Annotated in this window: 18 protein-coding genes; 10 read left to right on the forward strand and 8 right to left on the reverse strand. The window is 74.5% G+C overall.

The features are described 5' to 3' along the window. The first annotated feature begins 46 nt into the window (after positions 1-46). From NP064_RS00385 to NP064_RS00395, 3 genes are read left to right on the forward strand one after another with little or no spacing between them, the layout of a single operon-like run. Positions 47-1135: an amidoligase family protein gene (locus NP064_RS00385; RefSeq protein WP_227568480.1), complete on the forward strand. Its 1089-nt coding sequence runs from the start codon at positions 47-49 to the stop codon at positions 1133-1135. Next, positions 1132-1764 carry an RNA polymerase sigma factor gene (locus tag NP064_RS00390; RefSeq protein ID WP_227568479.1) on the forward strand — a complete coding sequence of 211 codons (633 nt, stop codon included), beginning with the start codon at positions 1132-1134 and terminating at the stop codon, positions 1762-1764. Before NP064_RS00385 ends, NP064_RS00390 begins: the two co-directional genes overlap by 4 nt. Further along, positions 1761-2468 carry a hypothetical protein gene (locus NP064_RS00395; RefSeq protein WP_227568478.1) on the forward strand — a complete coding sequence of 236 codons (708 nt, stop codon included), beginning with the start codon at positions 1761-1763 and terminating at the stop codon, positions 2466-2468. The genes NP064_RS00390 and NP064_RS00395 overlap by 4 nt, the downstream gene beginning before the upstream one ends. A 62-nt stretch (positions 2469-2530) precedes the next feature. Here the strand turns inward: NP064_RS00395 and NP064_RS00400 are convergent, their stop codons facing one another. Beyond that, positions 2531-3331, reverse strand: coding sequence for a YwiC-like family protein (locus NP064_RS00400; protein WP_227568477.1), 801 nt, complete (start codon positions 3329-3331; stop codon positions 2531-2533). A 137-nt stretch (positions 3332-3468) separates the two neighbouring features. On the opposite strand from NP064_RS00400, the gene NP064_RS00405 reads away from it, so the two are divergent. The 7 genes from NP064_RS00405 to NP064_RS00435 all read left to right on the forward strand — a co-directional run bounded on the left by NP064_RS00405 (position 3469) and on the right by NP064_RS00435 (position 10466). Then, positions 3469-4194 (forward strand): hypothetical protein, encoded by a 726-nt coding sequence (locus NP064_RS00405; RefSeq protein ID WP_227568476.1) that lies wholly within the window; start codon positions 3469-3471, stop codon positions 4192-4194. Continuing rightward, on the forward strand, positions 4191-4448 hold the full coding sequence (locus NP064_RS00410) for a helix-turn-helix domain-containing protein (RefSeq protein ID WP_227568475.1): 258 nt from the start codon (positions 4191-4193) through the stop codon (positions 4446-4448). Before NP064_RS00405 ends, NP064_RS00410 begins: the two co-directional genes overlap by 4 nt. Before the next feature lie 43 nt (positions 4449-4491). Then, the gene (locus tag NP064_RS00415) at positions 4492-5034 is read left to right on the forward strand and encodes a nucleoside/nucleotide kinase family protein (protein WP_227568474.1); all 543 of its coding nucleotides are present in this window, start codon (positions 4492-4494) and stop codon (positions 5032-5034) included. After that, positions 5031-5540, forward strand: coding sequence for an aminoacyl-tRNA deacylase (locus tag NP064_RS00420; RefSeq protein WP_227568473.1), 510 nt, complete (start codon positions 5031-5033; stop codon positions 5538-5540). The genes NP064_RS00415 and NP064_RS00420 overlap by 4 nt, the downstream gene beginning before the upstream one ends. Positions 5541-5678: 138 nt before the next feature. Next, the gene (locus NP064_RS00425) at positions 5679-6026 is read left to right on the forward strand and encodes an STAS domain-containing protein (protein WP_227568472.1); all 348 of its coding nucleotides are present in this window, start codon (positions 5679-5681) and stop codon (positions 6024-6026) included. Between the two features lie 70 nt (positions 6027-6096). Continuing rightward, positions 6097-7347: an exonuclease SbcCD subunit D gene (locus NP064_RS00430; RefSeq protein WP_227568471.1), complete on the forward strand. Its 1251-nt coding sequence runs from the start codon at positions 6097-6099 to the stop codon at positions 7345-7347. Then, positions 7347-10466: an AAA family ATPase gene (locus tag NP064_RS00435; protein ID WP_227568470.1), complete on the forward strand. Its 3120-nt coding sequence runs from the start codon at positions 7347-7349 to the stop codon at positions 10464-10466. Before NP064_RS00430 ends, NP064_RS00435 begins: the two co-directional genes overlap by 1 nt. 70 nt (positions 10467-10536) lie before the next feature. On the opposite strand, the gene NP064_RS00440 is transcribed toward NP064_RS00435, so the two are convergent. The 7 genes from NP064_RS00440 to NP064_RS00470 form a co-directional block, all read right to left on the reverse strand. Then, positions 10537-11475: a carbohydrate kinase family protein gene (locus NP064_RS00440; protein ID WP_256813725.1), complete on the reverse strand. Its 939-nt coding sequence runs from the start codon at positions 11473-11475 to the stop codon at positions 10537-10539. Then, positions 11456-12385: a pseudouridine-5'-phosphate glycosidase gene (locus tag NP064_RS00445; RefSeq protein ID WP_227568468.1), complete on the reverse strand. Its 930-nt coding sequence runs from the start codon at positions 12383-12385 to the stop codon at positions 11456-11458. The genes NP064_RS00440 and NP064_RS00445 overlap by 20 nt, the downstream gene beginning before the upstream one ends. Then, entirely contained in the window at positions 12382-13608 is a 1227-nt protein-coding gene (locus NP064_RS00450; protein ID WP_256813726.1) for an MFS transporter, read from the reverse strand. The genes NP064_RS00445 and NP064_RS00450 overlap by 4 nt, the downstream gene beginning before the upstream one ends. A gap of 14 nt (positions 13609-13622) precedes the next feature. After that, a complete protein-coding gene (locus tag NP064_RS00455; protein WP_227568466.1) occupies positions 13623-14432 on the reverse strand; it encodes a mycofactocin-coupled SDR family oxidoreductase in 810 nt (269 codons plus the stop codon). Continuing rightward, positions 14429-15418: a nucleoside hydrolase gene (locus NP064_RS00460; RefSeq protein WP_227568465.1), complete on the reverse strand. Its 990-nt coding sequence runs from the start codon at positions 15416-15418 to the stop codon at positions 14429-14431. The genes NP064_RS00455 and NP064_RS00460 overlap by 4 nt, the downstream gene beginning before the upstream one ends. A gap of 37 nt (positions 15419-15455) precedes the next feature. Continuing rightward, the gene (locus tag NP064_RS00465; protein ID WP_227568464.1) at positions 15456-16403 is read right to left on the reverse strand and encodes a nucleoside hydrolase; all 948 of its coding nucleotides are present in this window, start codon (positions 16401-16403) and stop codon (positions 15456-15458) included. A gap of 74 nt (positions 16404-16477) precedes the next feature. After that, entirely contained in the window at positions 16478-17422 is a 945-nt protein-coding gene (locus tag NP064_RS00470; protein WP_227568463.1) for a nucleoside hydrolase, read from the reverse strand. Position 17423 lies beyond the last annotated feature (1 nt).

The following is a 17423-nucleotide window of genomic DNA, read 5'->3' on the forward strand; positions in this document are numbered from 1 at the left end:
GATCCGCCCGGCACCCCTGACCCGCTTGCGAGGAGATGACATCGACGTGGACGAGCTGCTGTTGCGCACAGGCTTCGAGATCGAGCTGCTGGCGCCCGCCGGGTCCGACCGGCAGATGCTGGCAGACGAGCTCGCGGCGCGGTGCGCCGGGAGGGTGCGGCGGTCGTTCCACGTCGACAGCGAGCCGTCAGCGGTGCCGGGCGTGGGGGTGTTCCGGCACCTGTCCCCAGCGTTCGACGTGGTCGACGAGCATGGCCGGCCCGTCGCTCGCCTGATGGACGACATCACCATCCAGCGGGACCTGTCTCCGGCGCCCGGGAACCTGGGGGGGCCCGGGCGCCGGGACTGGTACCGCGTCCTGTGCGACGAGGGGCGCCTGCTGCGCCTGATCGAGCGGCACACCGACCCGAACGCGTCGCTGGCCACGGTGCTGGACCCGGTGGCCGAGCTGTTCGGCTCCAGGGTCGACCTGCTCCCCGGCGCGGCGCGGGTGAACGACTCCGCGGGCGCCACCGTGGCGGTGGCCATGACCCTGCCCCCGGGGCGGGAGCGCCCCTGCGAGATCGTCACGCCGCCGATCGAGCGCCACCACGCCCTGGCGCTCGAGCGCCTGCTGGGCCCCGCCCGTGAGCTCGGCTTCACTGTCCCTCGCGAGGCCGCGGTGCACCTGCATCTGGACGGCGCACCGTTCCGCCGCCCCGAGTCGTTCGCCAACGTGGTTCGGCTGTTCGGGCACTGGCGGGAGGAGCTTTGGGCGGCACTCGACGCCAACCCCGACTGCCAGCGGCTGGCGCCGCTGCCCCAGGAGCTCGTGGACCTCGTCGAGCTCCCTTGGCAGGAGGCCGGCGACCGCAGCGCCTGGACGCTGATGCGGGACGCGGCGCAGGGCGCCGGCGTGACGAAGTTCGCCGACGTGAACCTCAAGCAGCTGCTGACCGACCGCCCTGTGCGGGACACCTTGGAGGTGCGCATTTTGCCCGGAGACCTTGACACCAGCGCGATCGTGCGGCGCGCCGCCCTGGTCGAGGCGCTCCTCGCCCGATGCCTCGACCCTCGCCCGATACCCCGCCCCGACCGCTCGGCGGCACGCGACCCGCGGGGCGCGCTCGACGACCTGCTCGGGGTGCGCCGATGAGCACGTGGACCCACGCGCCCCGGCCGGACAGCGCGGCGATCCCGCGCGTGCGGCCGTGGCGGGAGATCGTCGATTTCAACGTGGTCTCCGGCGAGAGTCGGGCGGCGTCCGGAGCCACGCCCCCGCAGCAACGGCTCGACGACGTGGTACGCGCCTATCTGCCCGGGCTGCTGCGGTACGCGACCGTGCTGACCGGCGACGGGCACACCGCCGCCGACCTGGTCCAAGAGGTGCTGCTCCGCGCCCATGTGCGGTGGAACCGCATCGCGATCATGGACCGGCCCGACCTGTACCTGCGGCGGATGGTGACCAACGAGCACCTGTCCTGGCGGCGTCGCTGGCATGTGCGCACGATCCAGGCCGCAGCCGATGATGTCCTCGCCGCCCATGCCGACCCGGAGCAGGACCACGCCCGGAGGGTTGTCGAGGATGACGCGATGTGGCAGGCCTTGGCGACGTTGCCGCCCCGGCAACGGGCGGTCCTTGTGCTCCGCTTCTACGAGGGCCTGTCCGACCTCGAGATCGCCAAGGTCCTGAACACCTCCGGGGCCACCGTCCGCTCCCACGCCTCCCGGGCGTTGGCCAGCCTTCGCGCCACCCACATCTCGACCACCACGGAGCAGCCATGAGCACCCACTTGCGAGCCATCAACGGCTCGGGCGAAGACCCGCACTCGGACGCCGAGCTGATGGACCGGATCGACCGCGCCCTGCGATCACGCGAGGCCGCCGCGCCGGATGCCTCCGTCGTGGCCGAGCGCATCGAGGACAGGCTCGCCGAGCTGCCCACCGGCACGGCTGCCCGTCGCGGCACGAAGATCCTCGTCGCGGGCGTCGTGACCTCGACCCTCGCCGTGGTGGGCGCGGGCGCCGCGGCTGCTGCCGATCCGTACTCGAACGTCGCGCGGGCGGTCGAGAACGCCGTTCAGGCGGTGGGCGTCGATTGGTCGCCGATGCCGGACGGGTACACGCGCGCCCAGTACGACGCGTTCTGGGGTACTGGCTACTCCTCGGTGGACATCGCCAGGCTCGGTGAACTGTGGCAGCTCGATGACGCGCTCGAGATCAAGGCTCGGGCGGGCCAGCTGATCCTGGACGGCAAGCAGGCGGACCTCGGGAATGCCACCCCCGAGGTGACGGACCAGGAGAGTGACGCCGCTATCGCCTTCTGGGACGCGGGCTACAGCGGCGAGGACATCGCCAAGCTCGGCCAGCTGTGGAACGTGGAAGACACCTACGAGGTCAAGATCACCGCTGGCGAGAAGCTCCTCGCGGGGGAGGCCCTGCCGATCCCTCCGAGCGGCACGCCGGCGAGCGCGACCCCGAGGCCCTGAGGCCCTGGCCCGGCAGGGATGAGGCGCCATCGGGGGGATGGCGTCACGGTTCGGTCGAGCGGTCAGACGAGTGCCAGCAGCCCGGTCGCCAGGACGAGGCTGGCCACGACCTCGCCGAGGCCGATCCAGCGGGCTGCCAGGCCGGGCCACAGCTGCGGGACCACGGCGGCCCGCACGGTGAGGAGTGCGAACACCGCGCCGAGCCACGGCTGCGCGAGCGCCGCCAGCACGGTCACCAGTGCGTGGTAGCCGATCGACGCGGCGTGGACGGCCCGGTTGCCGCGATCGCGGATCAGGGACTTCACGTACAGCACCGTGCCGCCGAAGTAGGCGAGCAGCAGCCCCGCGAGCAGCCACACCTCCGGCAGGTCGGACCCTGGCAGCCAGACGTCGCCCCGCTGCGCCTGTGACCCGACACCGGCCGCGACCACGGTCATCAGGCACGCCGCGACGAGCGTGACGCCGTCGTTGAGGTACGAGCGGTCCGCCCTCCGCCACGAGCACCACAGGCTGACGGCCAGCAGGGGCAGGTACACCGGTACCCAGCGCGCCAGCTCTCCGGCCACCGCCAGCACCACGAGCGCCAGCACCGCCGTCGCGATGCCGTAGGCCCGCACCGGGGGCAGGTAGCGGGCCTTGAGCCGAGACCGCAACCAGAGCCCGGCCGCGAAGAACGCGAAGTACCCGACGAGCCAGACGGCCAGCAGCGGGACGTGCCGCCACGACGGCCCCGCGTGCAGCGCCCCGACGGCGAAGGGCACGACCAGCATCGCCCACGCGCCGTGCTGGTTCGGCGCCCACCCCGGCGAGCGGCGACGGCGCGGCCGGGGCGCGGTTTGCCGCGTGGGGGTGGTGGTGGGCACGGCTCGACCGTAGCGGCGAGTCACGATGCCGCGGTGAGTCACGATGCCGCGGTGAGGGACGAGCTCAAGTCGCGCATCTCGATTGTCGATATGCCAGGTGAGGAAGTGGCACCCCGATGATCGAGACGGAGCACGTCGTGACTTCAGCACCAGAGGCGCCGCGCAGGACGCCCGCTCTCACCTCGGCTGCCCCGGTGGGCGCCCTGACGGTGATCGCGTGGCTGGCCGTCGCCGTGGGTGTCCTCCTCGGGATCATGTCGCTGGACGGCCCTCTGACCGGGGCCGTGCCGGTGCGGCTCACCACGGCGGCGCCCGCCTCCCAGGACGTGGTCCTGCCCTGCGTCGAGGGGTGGTCGCTCGACGGCGGCAGCTGCGCTCCGGCGGCGCCGTCCGCGCAGTGGCACGGTGGCGCCGCCCTCCCCGTCCGGAACGCAGGCGGCATGGTCGCCGAGGCGCACGCGCTCGGCGCGGTGTCCCTGCTCGCCGCCTCTCCCCTGTGGGTGGGACTCATCGCCGGGGGCGGGGCGGGTCTCGCCCTGATCCCGGTGCTGCGTGCGACCGCCGACGGCCGCCCCTTCGCTCGCGGGAACGCCCGCGGACTGGCCGTCGCCTCCGCGCTCGCCCTGATGGGCGGCGCGCTGGCCACCGCCGGGCCGATGCTGGCGGCGCCGAGCGTCATCGCCTCGATCGAGGCCATGACCATCCACTCCGCCAACGGCGCATTCGACATGCCCGACGGCTGGATCGAGCCAGCGCTCCAGATCGTCTGGTGGCCCGTGGTCGTCGCCGCGCTCCTCGCCGCCCTGGCGGCGGTCACCCACAGGGGCGCGCGCCTCGCCGCCGACGTCGAGGGCCTCGTGTGACCGACGACGACGCCGCGGCCCACCGCGTCACCTGCCGCCTCGGCGCCCTGCTCGACGCTCGCGGCCTCACCCTGGTCCAGCTCGCGGCCCTGACCGGCGTGACCGTGGCGAACCTCTCGGTGCTCAAGAACGACCGGGCGCGAGCGGTGCGGTTCTCCACCCTCACCGTGATCTGCGACGCGCTCGACTGCCAGCCCGGCGACCTGTTCCAGGTCGCGCCGGAGCGGTGGCCTGCCTCGGGCCGCTCGGCGTGAAAACGCTGGTGGGAGAGCCGCGCCAGTGGATAGCGTCCGGCCCGTGAGCGGATCGCGGCTGCTGGTGATCGGCGGGCGCTCGGGCGTCGGCAAGTCGACGGTGGCGTTCGCGCTGCACGACCTGCTGGCCGCGGAGCGCGTCCGGCACGCCGTGATCGAGGGGGACGCGCTGGACCTGGCGTGGCCGGCGCCCTGGGACCACCACCTCGCCGAGCGCAACCTCACCGCGATGTGGTCGAACTACCGGGCCCTCGGATACCAGCGGCTCGTCTACACGAACACCGTGAGCGTGCTGCACGCGGACGCGCTCGCGGCGGCCATGGGCGATGACCCGATCGTGACCGCGGTGCTGCTCACCGCGGCGGACTCGACCGCTCGCGCGCGGCTGGCCGGACGCGAGCACGGTGACGCGCTCGCGGCGCACGTCGAGCGGTCCGACGCGGCCGCCCGCGCGCTCGACGAGGGCGCCGCGGGGCACGTGCACCGGGTGGCGACGGACGGCCGCGACGTGGTCGACGTCGCACGGGAGGTCCGCGGCCTGTGGCTCGGCGACCGGTCCGACCGGTGTGTGACGCTGGCCCCATGAGCGAGCCAGAGGCGCAGCCAGGAGTCGCGACACCCGGGGAGCAGCGTGCCGCCCGCGCGCTCGCCGCGTCCGGGATCGCCCACGTCATCGTGCGGCACGGGCGCGTGTCGACCCTGGCCGAGGCCGCCGCCGCGCTGGGGGTCGATCCCGGGGCCCTGATCAAGACGATCGTGGTGCGGCGCGGGGAGGGCGACTACCTGTTCGTGCTGGTCCCCGGCGGCCGCGCCATCTCCTGGCCCAAGCTGCGCGCCCTGCTGGGGGTGAGCCGGCTGTCGATGCCGGACGCGGCGACCGCGAAGGAGGCGACCGGTTATGAGCGGGGGACGATCACGCCGTTCGGCTCGTCGCACGCCTGGCCAGTGGTCGCGGATGAGCGCGTGTTGGGGCGCGAGGTCTCGATCGGCGGCGGTGGCCACGGGGTGGGGGCGACGGTGGACGGAGACGCCCTGGTCAGCGTGCTGGGGGCGCAGATCGCCGACGTGACCGACCCCGAGCCGGGAGCCTGAGGATCCGCTCTGGGCGGACGTGCTCGCCGCCCCCGCGGCGGGCGGACGTCTGAGCCGCTCGGTAGTGTCGGGTACCGGTCCGTGCGGGCCCACAGACCTCCGGCACTCCGGAGGCGGGCGAGAACAGGCTGGGGAGAGATGCATCTGATCGAGAAGACCGACGCCGCTGGCGGGATCGAGGTCGACGACGCTGAAGGCGTCGTGACCGTCCGCATGTGGGGCGAGGTCGACGCCGCTCTGCGCGAGCAGGCGAGCCAGACGATGGCCCACGCGTTGACGTCCACGGCCCGGGTCGTGGTCGACGCCACCGAGGTGACGTTCATCGACTCGACGGGGCTGGCCTTCATCCTGCAGCTCCACCTCGCGGCGGCTGAGCAGGGCCGGCGCGTCACGTTGCGGGACCCGAACCGCACCGTCGTGGGCTTGCTGGACATGATCGGCATGGGCGGAGAGCTCGACCTGGAGGACGAGCCGGTCACCGCCTGACCCCAGGCCGCGGACCCTGCCGAGACGACCTGGCTCCGCACTCGTCAGATCTCTCGGCTAGGTTCGCGACATGCGGCTCCTGCACACCTCTGACTGGCATCTGGGCCGCACCTTGCACGGGGTAGACCTGCTCGAGCACCAGGCCGCCCACCTCGACCACCTCGTCGAGCTCGCCCGCGACGAGCAGGTCGACGCGGTGCTCGTCGCCGGTGACGTGTACGACCGCGCGGTGCCGCCGGTCGAAGCGGTGACGCTCCTGTCGGAGACCCTGGCGCGGCTGGCCGAGCACACCACCGTGGTGCTGACCCCCGGCAACCACGACTCCGCGGCGCGACTCGGATTCGGCGCCTCGCTCATGCAGGAGCGGGTGCGGGTGCGCAGCCGCGTCTCGGGCCTCGCGGAGCCGGTGGTGCTCCCCGCGGAGCAGGGCGATGTGCTGGTCTACGCGCTGCCCTACCTGGACCCGGACGTGGTGCGCCGCGACCTGGCCGACGAGGGCGCCGAGCCGCTGGCCCGCTCCCACGAGGCCGTGATGGGCGCGGCCATGGCCCGTGTGCGGGCGGACCTCGCCCGCAGGGTCGCCGACGCCGCGCACACCGGCGCGCAGCGGCCGCGCTCCGTGGTCGTCGCGCACGCCTTCGTGGTCGGCGGGCTGCCGAGTGACTCCGAGCGGGACATCCGGGTGGGCGGCGTCGACGTGGCGCCGTCCGGGGTCTTCGACGGCGTCGACTACGTCGCGCTCGGGCACCTGCACGGCGCCCAGCGAGTGGGCGCCGACACCCCCGAGGGGCCGCTGCTGCGGTACTCCGGCTCCCCGCTGGCGTACTCGTTCTCCGAGCTGCGGCAGATGAAGTCCACGGTGCTTCTCGACATGGACGCGCTGACCGGGGTCCACACCGATCCCGACGCCCTCGCCAGCCCGGACGCGGCGAATGGCCCCGGGCCCGGGGTGCGGCTGATCCCCGCCCCAGTGCCTCGTCGGCTCGCCGAGCTCACGGGCCCGCTCGAGGATCTGCTCGGGGCGGCCGGCGAGGGGCACGCCGACGACTGGCTGCGGGTCACCGTGACCGACGCGCACCGTCCCGAGGACCTGTACCACCGGGTCAAGGAGCGGTTCCCGCACGCCCTGGTGATCCAGCACCGGCCACCCGAGCGGGTGGGCGCGACCGTGCGGGCAGGCGCCGTCACGTCGGCGCACGACGTCCTGGAGGTCGCGGCCGAGTTCGTCGAGCATGTCAGCGGGTCCGCGCCGACGGCGGCCGAGGCCGCGGTTCTGCAGCGCGCGTACGAGCAGGTCACCGCTGCCGAGCGGAGCGCCTGATGTACCTGCGCACGCTCGAGTTGCAGGCCATAGGGCCGTTCGCAGACCGTTTCACCATCGACTTCACCGCCGTGGGTGCCTCCGGGCTGTTCTTGCTGGAGGGCCCCACCGGCGCGGGGAAGTCCACGATCATCGACGCCGTCGTCTTCGCGCTGTACGGCAAGGTCGCCTCGCCCGCCGCGAGCGAGGAGCGGCTGCGATCCGCCTTCGCGTCCGAGGACGTCGAGAGCGTGGTCGACCTGGTCTTCGAGACCGGGGCGGGCGTGTTCCGGGTGCGCCGCACCCCGGCGTACGACAGGCCCAAGAAGCGGGGGACGGGCACCGCGCGGCAGCAGTCGACGGTGAGGTTGTGGCGGCTGCCGGTCGAGGCGGTCGACGACGCGGACGCCACCGAGGGCGAGATCCTCTCGACGCGCCTCGACGAGGCCGGGGCCGAGCTGCAGCGCATCATCGGCCTGGACCGGGCGCAGTTCGTCCAGACCATCGTGCTGCCGCAGGGCGAGTTCGCGAGCTTCCTGCGCGCCGACCCCGAGCATCGGCGAGGCCTGCTGCAGAAGATCTTCGGCACCGAGGTGTACGAGCGCGTGCAGCAGCGACTCGAGGAGATGCGGCGGGAGGCCCAGCGCACCGTCGCCGACGCCCGCGGCGTGCTGCGCAGCGCCGTCGCGCACTTCGCCGGCGCCGCGGCCCTCGACGACGCCGCGGCGGCCGAGCTCGAGTCGGCTGCCGCCGAGGAGCCGCGTCACGCCGTCGAGCTGGCCCAGGCCCACGTCGAGCGGCTCACCGAGCACGCGGCACACAGCGGCGCCGCGCAGGCCTCGGGGGAGCACGCCGCCGCCGAGGCCCGCACAGCGCTCGACGCCCTGACCGCGACAGCCACGGCTCTCGCCCGCCGCGAGCGGCTGCGCACGGAGTGGGACGAGCTCGAGGCCCGGTCCGGCGCGCACGCGAAGGACGTGCTGCGCCGCGACCGGGGCCGTCGGGCCCTCGCGGTGCGCTCGCTCATGACCGGCCTGGACACCGCCGTGCACGCGCAGGCCACGGCCGAGGCCGCTGTGCGCGCCGCCGTGGCCGAGGCGCCCGCTGGGCTGCTGCCCCCGACGCCGCGGGCGTTCGGCCTGCTCGGGCGCCAGGTGCAGGAGCTGCCCGGGGACGAGGCCGTCGACCCCACCCACCTGGTCGCGCAGCTCACCGCCTCCCTCAGCGAGGCGCGACGCCGTGACGAGCGCACCTCGGCGACCCTGAGCCGCCTGGTGACCCTCGAGGGCGAGCTGCCCGATCGCCGCCGTGCGGTGCGGGACCTGCGCGCCTCGGTGCTCACCGCCCGCAGCGAGGCCGACCGGCTGGCCGTCGAGCTCACCACCCGCCCCGCGGAGCGCGCGGAGATCGTGTCCGCCCTGGCCACCGCCACCGAGCTGATGAGCGAGCTCAGCGGCCGCCGCGCTGAGGAGAAGGCCGCCGACGCCCTGCTGGCCGCCGCGGGCGCGGCCGAGCGCACAGCCGAGGAGCTCGCGGCCGCGACCCGGGCCCGGGACGCCGCCGCCGTCGCAGCCCACCGCGCCGTGGAACGCGAGGCGCAGGCCCGTGACGCGCGGATCGCCGGGATCGCCGGAGAGCTCGCGGGGGGCCTCGCGCCGGGCGACCCGTGCCCCGTGTGCGGCGCCCGCGAGCACCCGGCCAAGGCGCCGGCGGACGCGGGCGGCGTGAGCCCCGAGGACGTCGACCGCGCCTCCGAGGATCGTGCCCGCGCCGAGGAGTCCCTCGCCGAGCAGGCCGCCGAGGTGGCCGCGCTGACCGAGCGGCTCGCCGCTGCGCAGGAGGCCGCTGAGGGCCTGACGCTCGAGCAGGCCAAGGGGCGGCTCGCCGAGGCGCGGATGCTGGTGAGCATCGCCGAGTCGGGGGAGAGGGACCGGGATGCGGCGCAGGCGGCGCTCGCGGCCCACGACGAGGAGACCCAGATCGCGCAGGGCCGCCGCGGAGAGCTCGAGCGGCTGTGCGCCTCCGAGCAGGCCCGGCTCGTCGCGCTCGAGGAGTCCCTGGCGCGCGACGAGCGGGAGGTCGAGGAGGCGCGCGGCGACCATCACACCGTGCAGGCCCGGCACGACGGGCTGCGGGCGCGGATCGCCTCGTCGACGGCGGTGCTGGACGCCCTCGCGGAGGTCGACCGCGCCACACGGGACCGGATCGTGCGCACCACCGAGCTCGAGGAGTGCCTCGCGGAGAACGGGTTCCTTGACGCGGAGGACGCGCGCGCCTCGCTGCTCGCCCCGACGGCGCTCACCGAGCTCGAGTCGACGGTGCGACGTCATGAGGCGGCTGTCGAGCGGGTGCGCGCAGGGCTCGCGGACCCGGCCCTGGCCCCCCTGCCCGAGGACGGGCCCGACGCGGCCGAGCTCGAGGCCCGGGTCGCCGCGGCCCGCGCCGAGCACACGGCCCGGGCGGCGGAGGCGAGCCGCCTGGCCGGGGCGGCCGCCCTCGCGGCGGAGCGGGCCGCGGTGGCCCAGGCCTCGCTCGAGCAGGTCGCCGGCGCGTCGGCGGCGCTCGAGGCCGCGCTGGCCGAGGCGGCGCCGGTGACCCGGGTGGCCGGCCTCGCGGCCGCCTCGGGCGCAGACAACGCGCGCGCCCTGACGCTCGCGACGTTCGTGCTGGTCCGCCGGTTCGAGGACGTGGTCGCCGCCGCGAACGACCGCCTCGCGGTGATGTCGGACGGCCGGTTCGAGCTGGTGCGCAGCGAGGAGCGGGAGGACGTGCGCACGCGGCGCACCGGCCTGTCGATGCGCGTGATCGACCACCGCACCGAGACGGCCCGCGATCCGCGCACCCTGTCCGGCGGCGAAACGTTCTACGTGTCGCTCTGCCTGGCCCTGGGCATGGCCGACGTGGTCACCGCCGAGGCGGGCGGCATCGACCTGGGGACGCTGTTCGTCGACGAGGGCTTCGGCTCGCTGGACCCGCACACCCTCGACGCGGTGCTGGCGGAGCTGGGCCGGTTGCGGGCCGGTGGCCGGGTGGTCGGGGTCGTCTCCCACGTGGAGGCGCTCAAGGCGTCCATCGCCGAGCGGATCGAGGTGCGCCGCCTGCCCGACGGCGCCAGCACCCTCACGGTGCGCGCGGGCTGAGCGGGGCCGGGCCGCCACCTGCGCGACAGGCGGCGGCCCGGCACTCACGACCCGGGGCCCGGGCTCTGGATCAGGCGCCTGGGTCGGTTGCCGACGGCCGGGCGCCCATCTTGGCGACGGCCTCCCGGGCCACCCGCGCGCCGGCCCGGGCCGCTGCCACTGGCTCCTGCTCGCGGGACCAGTGGTCCAGGAACCCGGCGCAGAACGCGTCGCCGGCGCCGGTGGTGTCCACCGCGGGGACCCGGTCCGCCGGGACGTGCACCGGGTCGGACCCGGCGCTCGCCACGACGCACCCGTCGCCGTCGAGGGTGACCACCGCCGTCCCGTAGTGCTCGGTCAGCCGGGCCGCGCCCAGCATCGGGTCGGACGTCCCGGTGAGGGCCTCCGCCTCGTCCCGGTTCGGGAAGCAGAGCTGTGCGCCCGCGGTCCACCGCAGGAACTGGTCCGGCCCCACCTCCCGCAGGAACGCCACCGAGCTGGGGTCCACCGACACCGGGGTGCCGAGGGCACGGGCACGGTCCGTGAGGGTCATCGCGGCGCCGCGGACACCGAGCTCGAAGTACGAGTACCCGGTGAGGTGCAGCATCGAGGCGGCGCCGATCAGCTCGGCGGGCACGTCGTCCGCGGTGAGGTTGAGGTTCGCCGCGCGGTCCACGAGCATCGTGCGCCGCCCCTCGGGGTCGACCATGACCACGATGGTGCCCGTCTCGGCGGACGGGTCCACCGTGAGCCGGGCGTGCACGCCGAACCCCGCGAGGAAGTCCGTGTGGAACGCGTGGTCGAAGGCCCCCACCCGCCCCACGAACGTGACCTGGTTCCCCAGGCGCCCGAGCCAGCACGCCTGGTTGGCGGCTGACCCGCCAGGGCTCCGGACGATCTCCGCACGCGTGTCGGAGTCGGCCGTCACCCCGGCGAGCGGGCGGACCAGGATGTCGTTGATGACGTCCCCGACGACGAGGACCCCTCCCGGTCCGCCCGTCGGGCCGACGTCAGCGCTGCGCGGCGCCACGACCGGCCCACGCGGTCGCGATCTGGCCACCGAGGGTGATGTTGTTGCTCGCGATGTCGATGTTGACGTCCAGGCTCTTCCCGTCGGTGTGCTGCACCAGGTACGCGAGCAGGAACGGCGTGACCTCCTTGCCGGCCACGCCCTGCGCGTCGGCGGCCTCGAACGCGGCGGCGAGCACGGTGTCGTGCAGCTCGGGGTCGAGCTGCTGGCTCACCGGCAGCGGGTTCGCGACGAGCACCGCGTGCGTCGAGCCCAGGGAGTCGTGCGCCGCCATGATGCCCGCGACCTCCTCGGGGGATTCGACGCGCCAGTCGATGTCGTGGCCCGAGTCGGTCAGGTAGAAGCCGGGGTAGCGCTTGGTGCGGTACCCGACGACGGTCACGCCGAGGGACTCGAGGCGCTCGAGCGTGGCGGGGATGTCGAGGATCGACTTGGCCCCGGCGGAGACCACGGTGATGGGCAGGCGCGAGAGCATCGTGAGGTCCGCGGACTCGTCGAAGGACTCCTGGGCGCCGCGGTGGACGCCGCCCAGCCCGCCTGTCGAGAAGACCCGGATGCCCGCGGCGTGCGCGAGCAGCGCGGTCGCGGCGACGGTCGTCGCGCCGGTGGTCTTGGTGACCATGGCGATGCCGAGGTCGCGGCTCGACACCTTGATGACCGACGTGTCCTCGGCGATGCGCACGATGTGCTCGTCCTCGAGCCCCACCCGCAGCACGCCGTCGATCACGGCGATGGTGGCGGGAGTCACGCCGTCGTCGACGAGCAGCTGCTCGAAGTGGCGGGCGGCCTCCAGGTTGCGGGGGCGCGGGAAGCCGTGGCTGATGATCGTCGACTCGAGGGCGACGACAGGGCGGCCCTCGGCGAGGGCGTCGGCGACGGCTTCGGACAGGACGACAGGGGTGGTGCTCATGAAGTGGCTCCTTGGTAGCTCTTGTCTGACTGGTCGGAAGCCGCGACATCGGGTTTCGCGGTGGGCGCCGGTCCGGCGATCCGGATGGCGCCGAGCGCGAGCAGGGCCGTCACGGGGACGGCCATGAACGCGAGCTGGAGGCCCGCCGCGTCGGCGACGGCGCCGAGCAGCAACGGGAAGGCGATGGAGGTCGCCGAGGTGAGCAGGGACGCCCGCGCCACGGCCGCGTCCGGCCGCTGCGGGAAGCCGCTGACGACGAGCGCGATCGACGCGGGGTAGAGGTTGGCGGCGGCGAGCCCGCCCAGGCCGGCGGCGAGCACCGCGAGGACGGGAGTGCTCGCGACGGAGAGCAGTGCGACGGCGACGATGCCCACCAGCAGCGACGCCACGAGCACCCGTGGCGCGCCGAGCCGCCCGACGAGCCGGCTGCCGGCCACGCGGCCGGCCACGATGGCGGCCCACATCACGGACGCCGCCCCCGCGGCGGTGGGCGCGGAGAACCCGCCGACGTCCACCAGGTGCGTGGCGGTCCAGAAGATGAACGACCACTCGACGGCCACGCTCAGGCACATGGCCGCGTAGGCGGCCCGCGGCCGGCGCAAGGCGACCCTCGCCCGGCCCGCCGTCGGGCCGGTGGAGTCCGCGTCCACCGACGATCGACCGCGCAGCAGCAGGGGCAGCACCAGGACGATCAGCAGCGCCGCCTGCGCCGCGGGGAACCCGCGCCAGCCGAGGGCCGTGGCCGCCACCACCGGGAGGGCGGCGGCGGCGGCCACGGCCCCGACGCTGTAGGCGACGTTGAGCTCGCCGATCATCTGCGCGCCGTGGCGCCCGTGCAGCGCGACCAGCAGCGCTTGGCCCGCGATGAGGGTCGAGCTCATCGCGTACCCGACCAGCACCAGCGCGCCGATGCTCATGGCCGGCGACTGCGCCGTGGCGATGACCCCGGCCCCGATCGCGCCGAGGGCCGCCGAGCCGATCAGGATGGGCATCCGCCCGTGCCGCCGGCGGACCCGCTCGGCGACCGTCGCCGCCAGCAGGCCGCCGACCGCCAGCGCCGTGATGTGCAGGCTCCCCACGGTGTGGGACATGGGGATGTCGGCCTGCAGGAACGGCAGCAGTCCGCCGAGGCTGCCCTGCAGCAGCGCGCTGACCAGGACGAGCACGAAGACAGCGAGGGTCAGCCCGTCGCGCCGGGGTCCGGTGCGAGGGGCCGGCCGCACGCTGTCCACGTCGCTCAACGCAGCGTCGCGCCGGCGTCCAGCACCAGTTCGGCGCCGGTCATGTACCTGGCCTCGGAGGAGCACAGCCACCGGACGGCGTGGGCCACGTCGACGGCCTCCATGCGGTGGATGGGCAGCGGCAGCTCGAGGGCCCCGCCGACTCCTGTGGCCGTGGCCTGCCAGTGCTCGGCCGCCGGGTTCTGGGTCATGTCGGTGCCGGTGCCACCGGGGTGGACGGCGTTGACCCGGATGCTGTCGCCCGCCAGCTCGAGCGCGAGGCTCTTCAGCAGGCCCACCGTCCCGTACTTCGCCGCGGCGTAGTGGCCGATGGTGGGCAGCGGCTTGACGGCCGCGGTGGAGCCGACGAAGACGATCGACCCGCCCCGCCCGCCGGCGATGATGGCGGGGATGGCCGCTCGCGCGGTGTTCCACGTGCCGGTGAGGACGACGTCGATCATCGTCTGCCACTGATCCGGGGTGGCCTTCCAGGTGAGCTCGGGCCAGCTGGCGATGCCGGCGTTGGCGACCACGAGGTCGAGGCGCCCGTAGGAGTCGGTCGCCGTGCGGACAGCCGCCTCGAGCGCCGTGTGGTCGCGGACGTCGGCGTAGGCGCTCTCCGCCCTGCCGCCGGCGTCACGGATCAGGCGGACAGTCTCGGCCAGGTCGTCGTTCGACGCGAGGGTGTACGTGAGGCCCTCGACGGGCCGCCCGAGGTCGGTCACCACCACGGCCGCCCCCGCCTCGGCGAGGCTCACAGCGACGGCTCGTCCGATGCCGCGGGCGGCTCCGGTGACGAGCGCCACCTGGTCTGTCAGATCGATCACTGGGAGGTCTCCTTGTCGAGCGGGATGGCGGAGTCGCCGGCGGAGGCGATGAGGTCCACGACCTGGTCGCCGAACCGGGGGTCGGTCTGGAGGACCACCCGGCAGTGCGCGCCCTCCTGGGCGGGGAAGCCCATGTACTTGCCCCGGGTGTCGCACACCGTCTGGCCGCGGGTGGGGCCGTCACCGGTGACGACGTACGCGTTGACGGTGGGGGCGAGGTCCGGGACGAGCGTGCCCGCGGCGACGGCCACGGCCAGGGCGTCGTGCATGCAGCTGCGGCGCTCGCCGAACGCGGCCGCCGCGAAGAAGTCGAAGTAGAAGTCGAGGATCCGCGAGACGTACTGGCCGATGGAGCCGCCGGCGTCGAGCCGGGCGCGGTGGGCGTCGTCGAGCGTGGTGCGCATGGTCACGTCCAGGCCGACCATGGTCAGGCGCCACGGGGCGTTGAACACCGCGGCCGCGGCCTCGGGGTCGCACCAGATGTTCGCCTCGGCCACCTCGGTGACGTTGCCGGGGGCGTCGGCGGCGCCGCCCATGATCGTGACGCCCCGCACCAGGCTCGGCAGGTCCGGGCACAGGCCCAGCGCGATCGCCAGGTTGGTGAGCGGGCCCACCGCGACGATCTCCACCTCGCCCGGGTGGGCCGTCACCAGGCGGATGATCTGCTCGGCGGCGCTGCCCGGGACCACGGCCCTCACCTGCCGCCCCGAGCCGGCGTTCCCCTGCCCGTCGTCGCCGTGCACGTGGTACGCGAACACGGCCTCGCCGCCCGCGATGGGCCCCGCCGCGCCCGCGGCCACGGGGACGTCGGGGCGGCCCGCCATGTGCACGGTGTGCAGGCAGTTGCGCGTCGCGGTCGCCACATCGACGTTGCCCCACACCGATCCCAGGCCGATGAGGTCGATGTCGGGGTGCAGCGCCGCGTAGAGGATCGCGAGGGTGTCGTCGACCCCGGTGTCGCAGTCGAGGATCATCTTCAGTGCCATGGGGTGCTCTCCTGTTCCTGGTCGTCCGGTCCCGGCGTCAGCGCAGCCGGGCGTCGAGCGCCGTGACGCGCGAGACCAGCAGCCGGTTGAAGGCGTCGGCGTCCACCGCGAGGGCGACATCGGCGTTGGGCGCGGCCTTGGCGACGTCGTCGACGTCCACCACCGTCATGCCGCGGGTCAGGGCGCCGGCGCACTCCACGTCGACGTGGAGGCTCCGGGTGGTCACCAGGCCCGGCTGGAGGACGGCCGCCACGGCCAGCGAGTCGTGCTGGGCGGTGGACGCGGTGCCCGCCACGGCCAGGTAGTACGCGGTGTAGAACTCGACCATCGCGAGCACGGCCTCGGCCACCGGCCCGCCGCCACGCAGGCCGTCCCAGTCCTCGGGCGCGGTGAGCGCCTGGTGGGTCACGTCCAGGCCGACCATCGTCACGGGGACGCCCGCGGCGAAGACCCGGGCCGCGGCCTCGGGGTCGTACCAGATGTTGAACTCCGCGGCCGGGGTCATGTTGCCGATCACCCGGGCCCCGCCGCCCATCAGCACGATGCGCTCGAGCCTCGCGGCGACGTCCGGGAACGCGGCGACGAGCACCGCGACGTTCGTCAGCGGGCCCAGCGCGATGAGCGTCACCGGCTCCGCCGAGCCCTCGATCACGTCGACCATGACCTGCACGGCCGATCGGGGGTCCGCTCCGCGCGGCGCCGGGTCGAGCCGCACGCCCCCGAACCCGTCCTCGCCATGGGTGCTCGGGTCGGGAGCGGAGTCCCGGCGCACGAGCGGCACATCGGCGCCCGCCGCCACCGGCACGTCGTCCCGGCCGAGCAGGTGCAGGAGGCGCAACGCGTTCTCGGTGGTGTGCGCCAGCCCGGTGTTGCCGCCCACCGTGGTGACGGCCCGCAGGTCCAGCTCGGGGCTCGCGATGGCGAGCATGAGCGCCAGGGCGTCGTCGATGCCCGGGTCGGTGTCGATGATGACGGGGATGGCCATGGTCACTCCTCGGTCTCGGCGTTGAGACGGTCGGTCAGGCGGTCAGGCGGTCAGGCGGTCGCGCGATCGGGCGGTCACGCGCCGAGGGCGCGCAGGAACTTCTCATGGAAGGCCTCGACGTCCAGCGTGTCGACCAGGCGCACCACCCCGGGCTCGAGCGGGTCGGTGGGGTCCGGCTCGAAGCCGCGCAGGTCCGCGACGACCTGGCCGCGGGTCCGCTCCCCGCGCAGCTCGACGCCAGCCCGCGCCAGGCGGTAGGTGGCCAGGTCCGGGTCCAGCGCCAGGGCCATCGCCAGCGGGTCGTGCAGCACGCAGGTGCGCATGCCGACCAGCGGCTCGTACACGTCGATGTAGTGCTGCATCGACTGCCACAGCATCCGGCCGTGCGGCGTCTCGACGGCCTCGAGCCTCGCCACGACCTCGGCCGGCATGGCCGTGCTCATGGTGATCTCCAAGCCCACCAGCACCAGGTCCCAGGGCGCGTCCAGCACGAGCTGCGCGGCCTCGGGGTCGTGCCAGATGTTCGCCTCGCCGGTCTCCGAGGCGTTGCCGGGGACGCCGGCCGCGCCGCCCATCACCACCACCCGGCGGATCAGGCGCGGCAGCTCGGGCTCGAGCAGCAGCGCCAGCCCGATGTTGGTGAGCGGTCCCACCGCGACGAGCGTCAGCTCGCCGGGGCGGCTGCGGGCCAGCCGGACGATCTCCGCGGCGGCCAGCGTGCCCGCGAGGCTGCGCTGCGACGGGGCGTGCCCGGCGTCGCCGAGCCCGTCGTGGCCGTGCACGAACTCGGCGGTCAGCAGCGGCTGGGCCATCGGCCGCGCGGCGCCCTGGTGCACCGGCACGTCGGTGAGCCCCACGGCGTCGAGGATGGTCAGCGTGTTGCGGGCGCCCACGTGCACCGGCACGTTGCCGTGCGTGACGGTGCACGCCACGAACCGCGCCCCGTTCCCGGCGCCGTACATGATCGCCATGGCGTCGTCGACGCCGGTGTCGCAGTCGAAGATGATCTCGGTGGCCATA

Origin of the sequence: Cellulomonas chengniuliangii, from assembly GCF_024508335.1 — a bacterium.
Taxonomy (GTDB): domain Bacteria; phylum Actinomycetota; class Actinomycetes; order Actinomycetales; family Cellulomonadaceae; genus Cellulomonas_A; species Cellulomonas_A chengniuliangii.

Coding starts and splice junctions, on each gene's coding strand:
- NP064_RS00390 (WP_227568479.1), top strand. CDS start 1,132: ATGAGCACGTGGACCCACGCGCCCCGGCCGGACAGCGCGGCGATCCCG.
- NP064_RS00470 (WP_227568463.1), bottom strand. CDS start 17,422: ATGGCCACCGAGATCATCTTCGACTGCGACACCGGCGTCGACGACGCC.
- NP064_RS00425 (WP_227568472.1), top strand. CDS start 5,679: ATGCATCTGATCGAGAAGACCGACGCCGCTGGCGGGATCGAGGTCGAC.
- NP064_RS00430 (WP_227568471.1), top strand. CDS start 6,097: ATGCGGCTCCTGCACACCTCTGACTGGCATCTGGGCCGCACCTTGCAC.
- NP064_RS00435 (WP_227568470.1), top strand. CDS start 7,347: ATGTACCTGCGCACGCTCGAGTTGCAGGCCATAGGGCCGTTCGCAGAC.
- NP064_RS00420 (WP_227568473.1), top strand. CDS start 5,031: ATGAGCGAGCCAGAGGCGCAGCCAGGAGTCGCGACACCCGGGGAGCAG.
- NP064_RS00395 (WP_227568478.1), top strand. CDS start 1,761: ATGAGCACCCACTTGCGAGCCATCAACGGCTCGGGCGAAGACCCGCAC.
- NP064_RS00460 (WP_227568465.1), bottom strand. CDS start 15,418: ATGGCACTGAAGATGATCCTCGACTGCGACACCGGGGTCGACGACACC.
- NP064_RS00465 (WP_227568464.1), bottom strand. CDS start 16,403: ATGGCCATCCCCGTCATCATCGACACCGACCCGGGCATCGACGACGCC.
- NP064_RS00445 (WP_227568468.1), bottom strand. CDS start 12,385: ATGAGCACCACCCCTGTCGTCCTGTCCGAAGCCGTCGCCGACGCCCTC.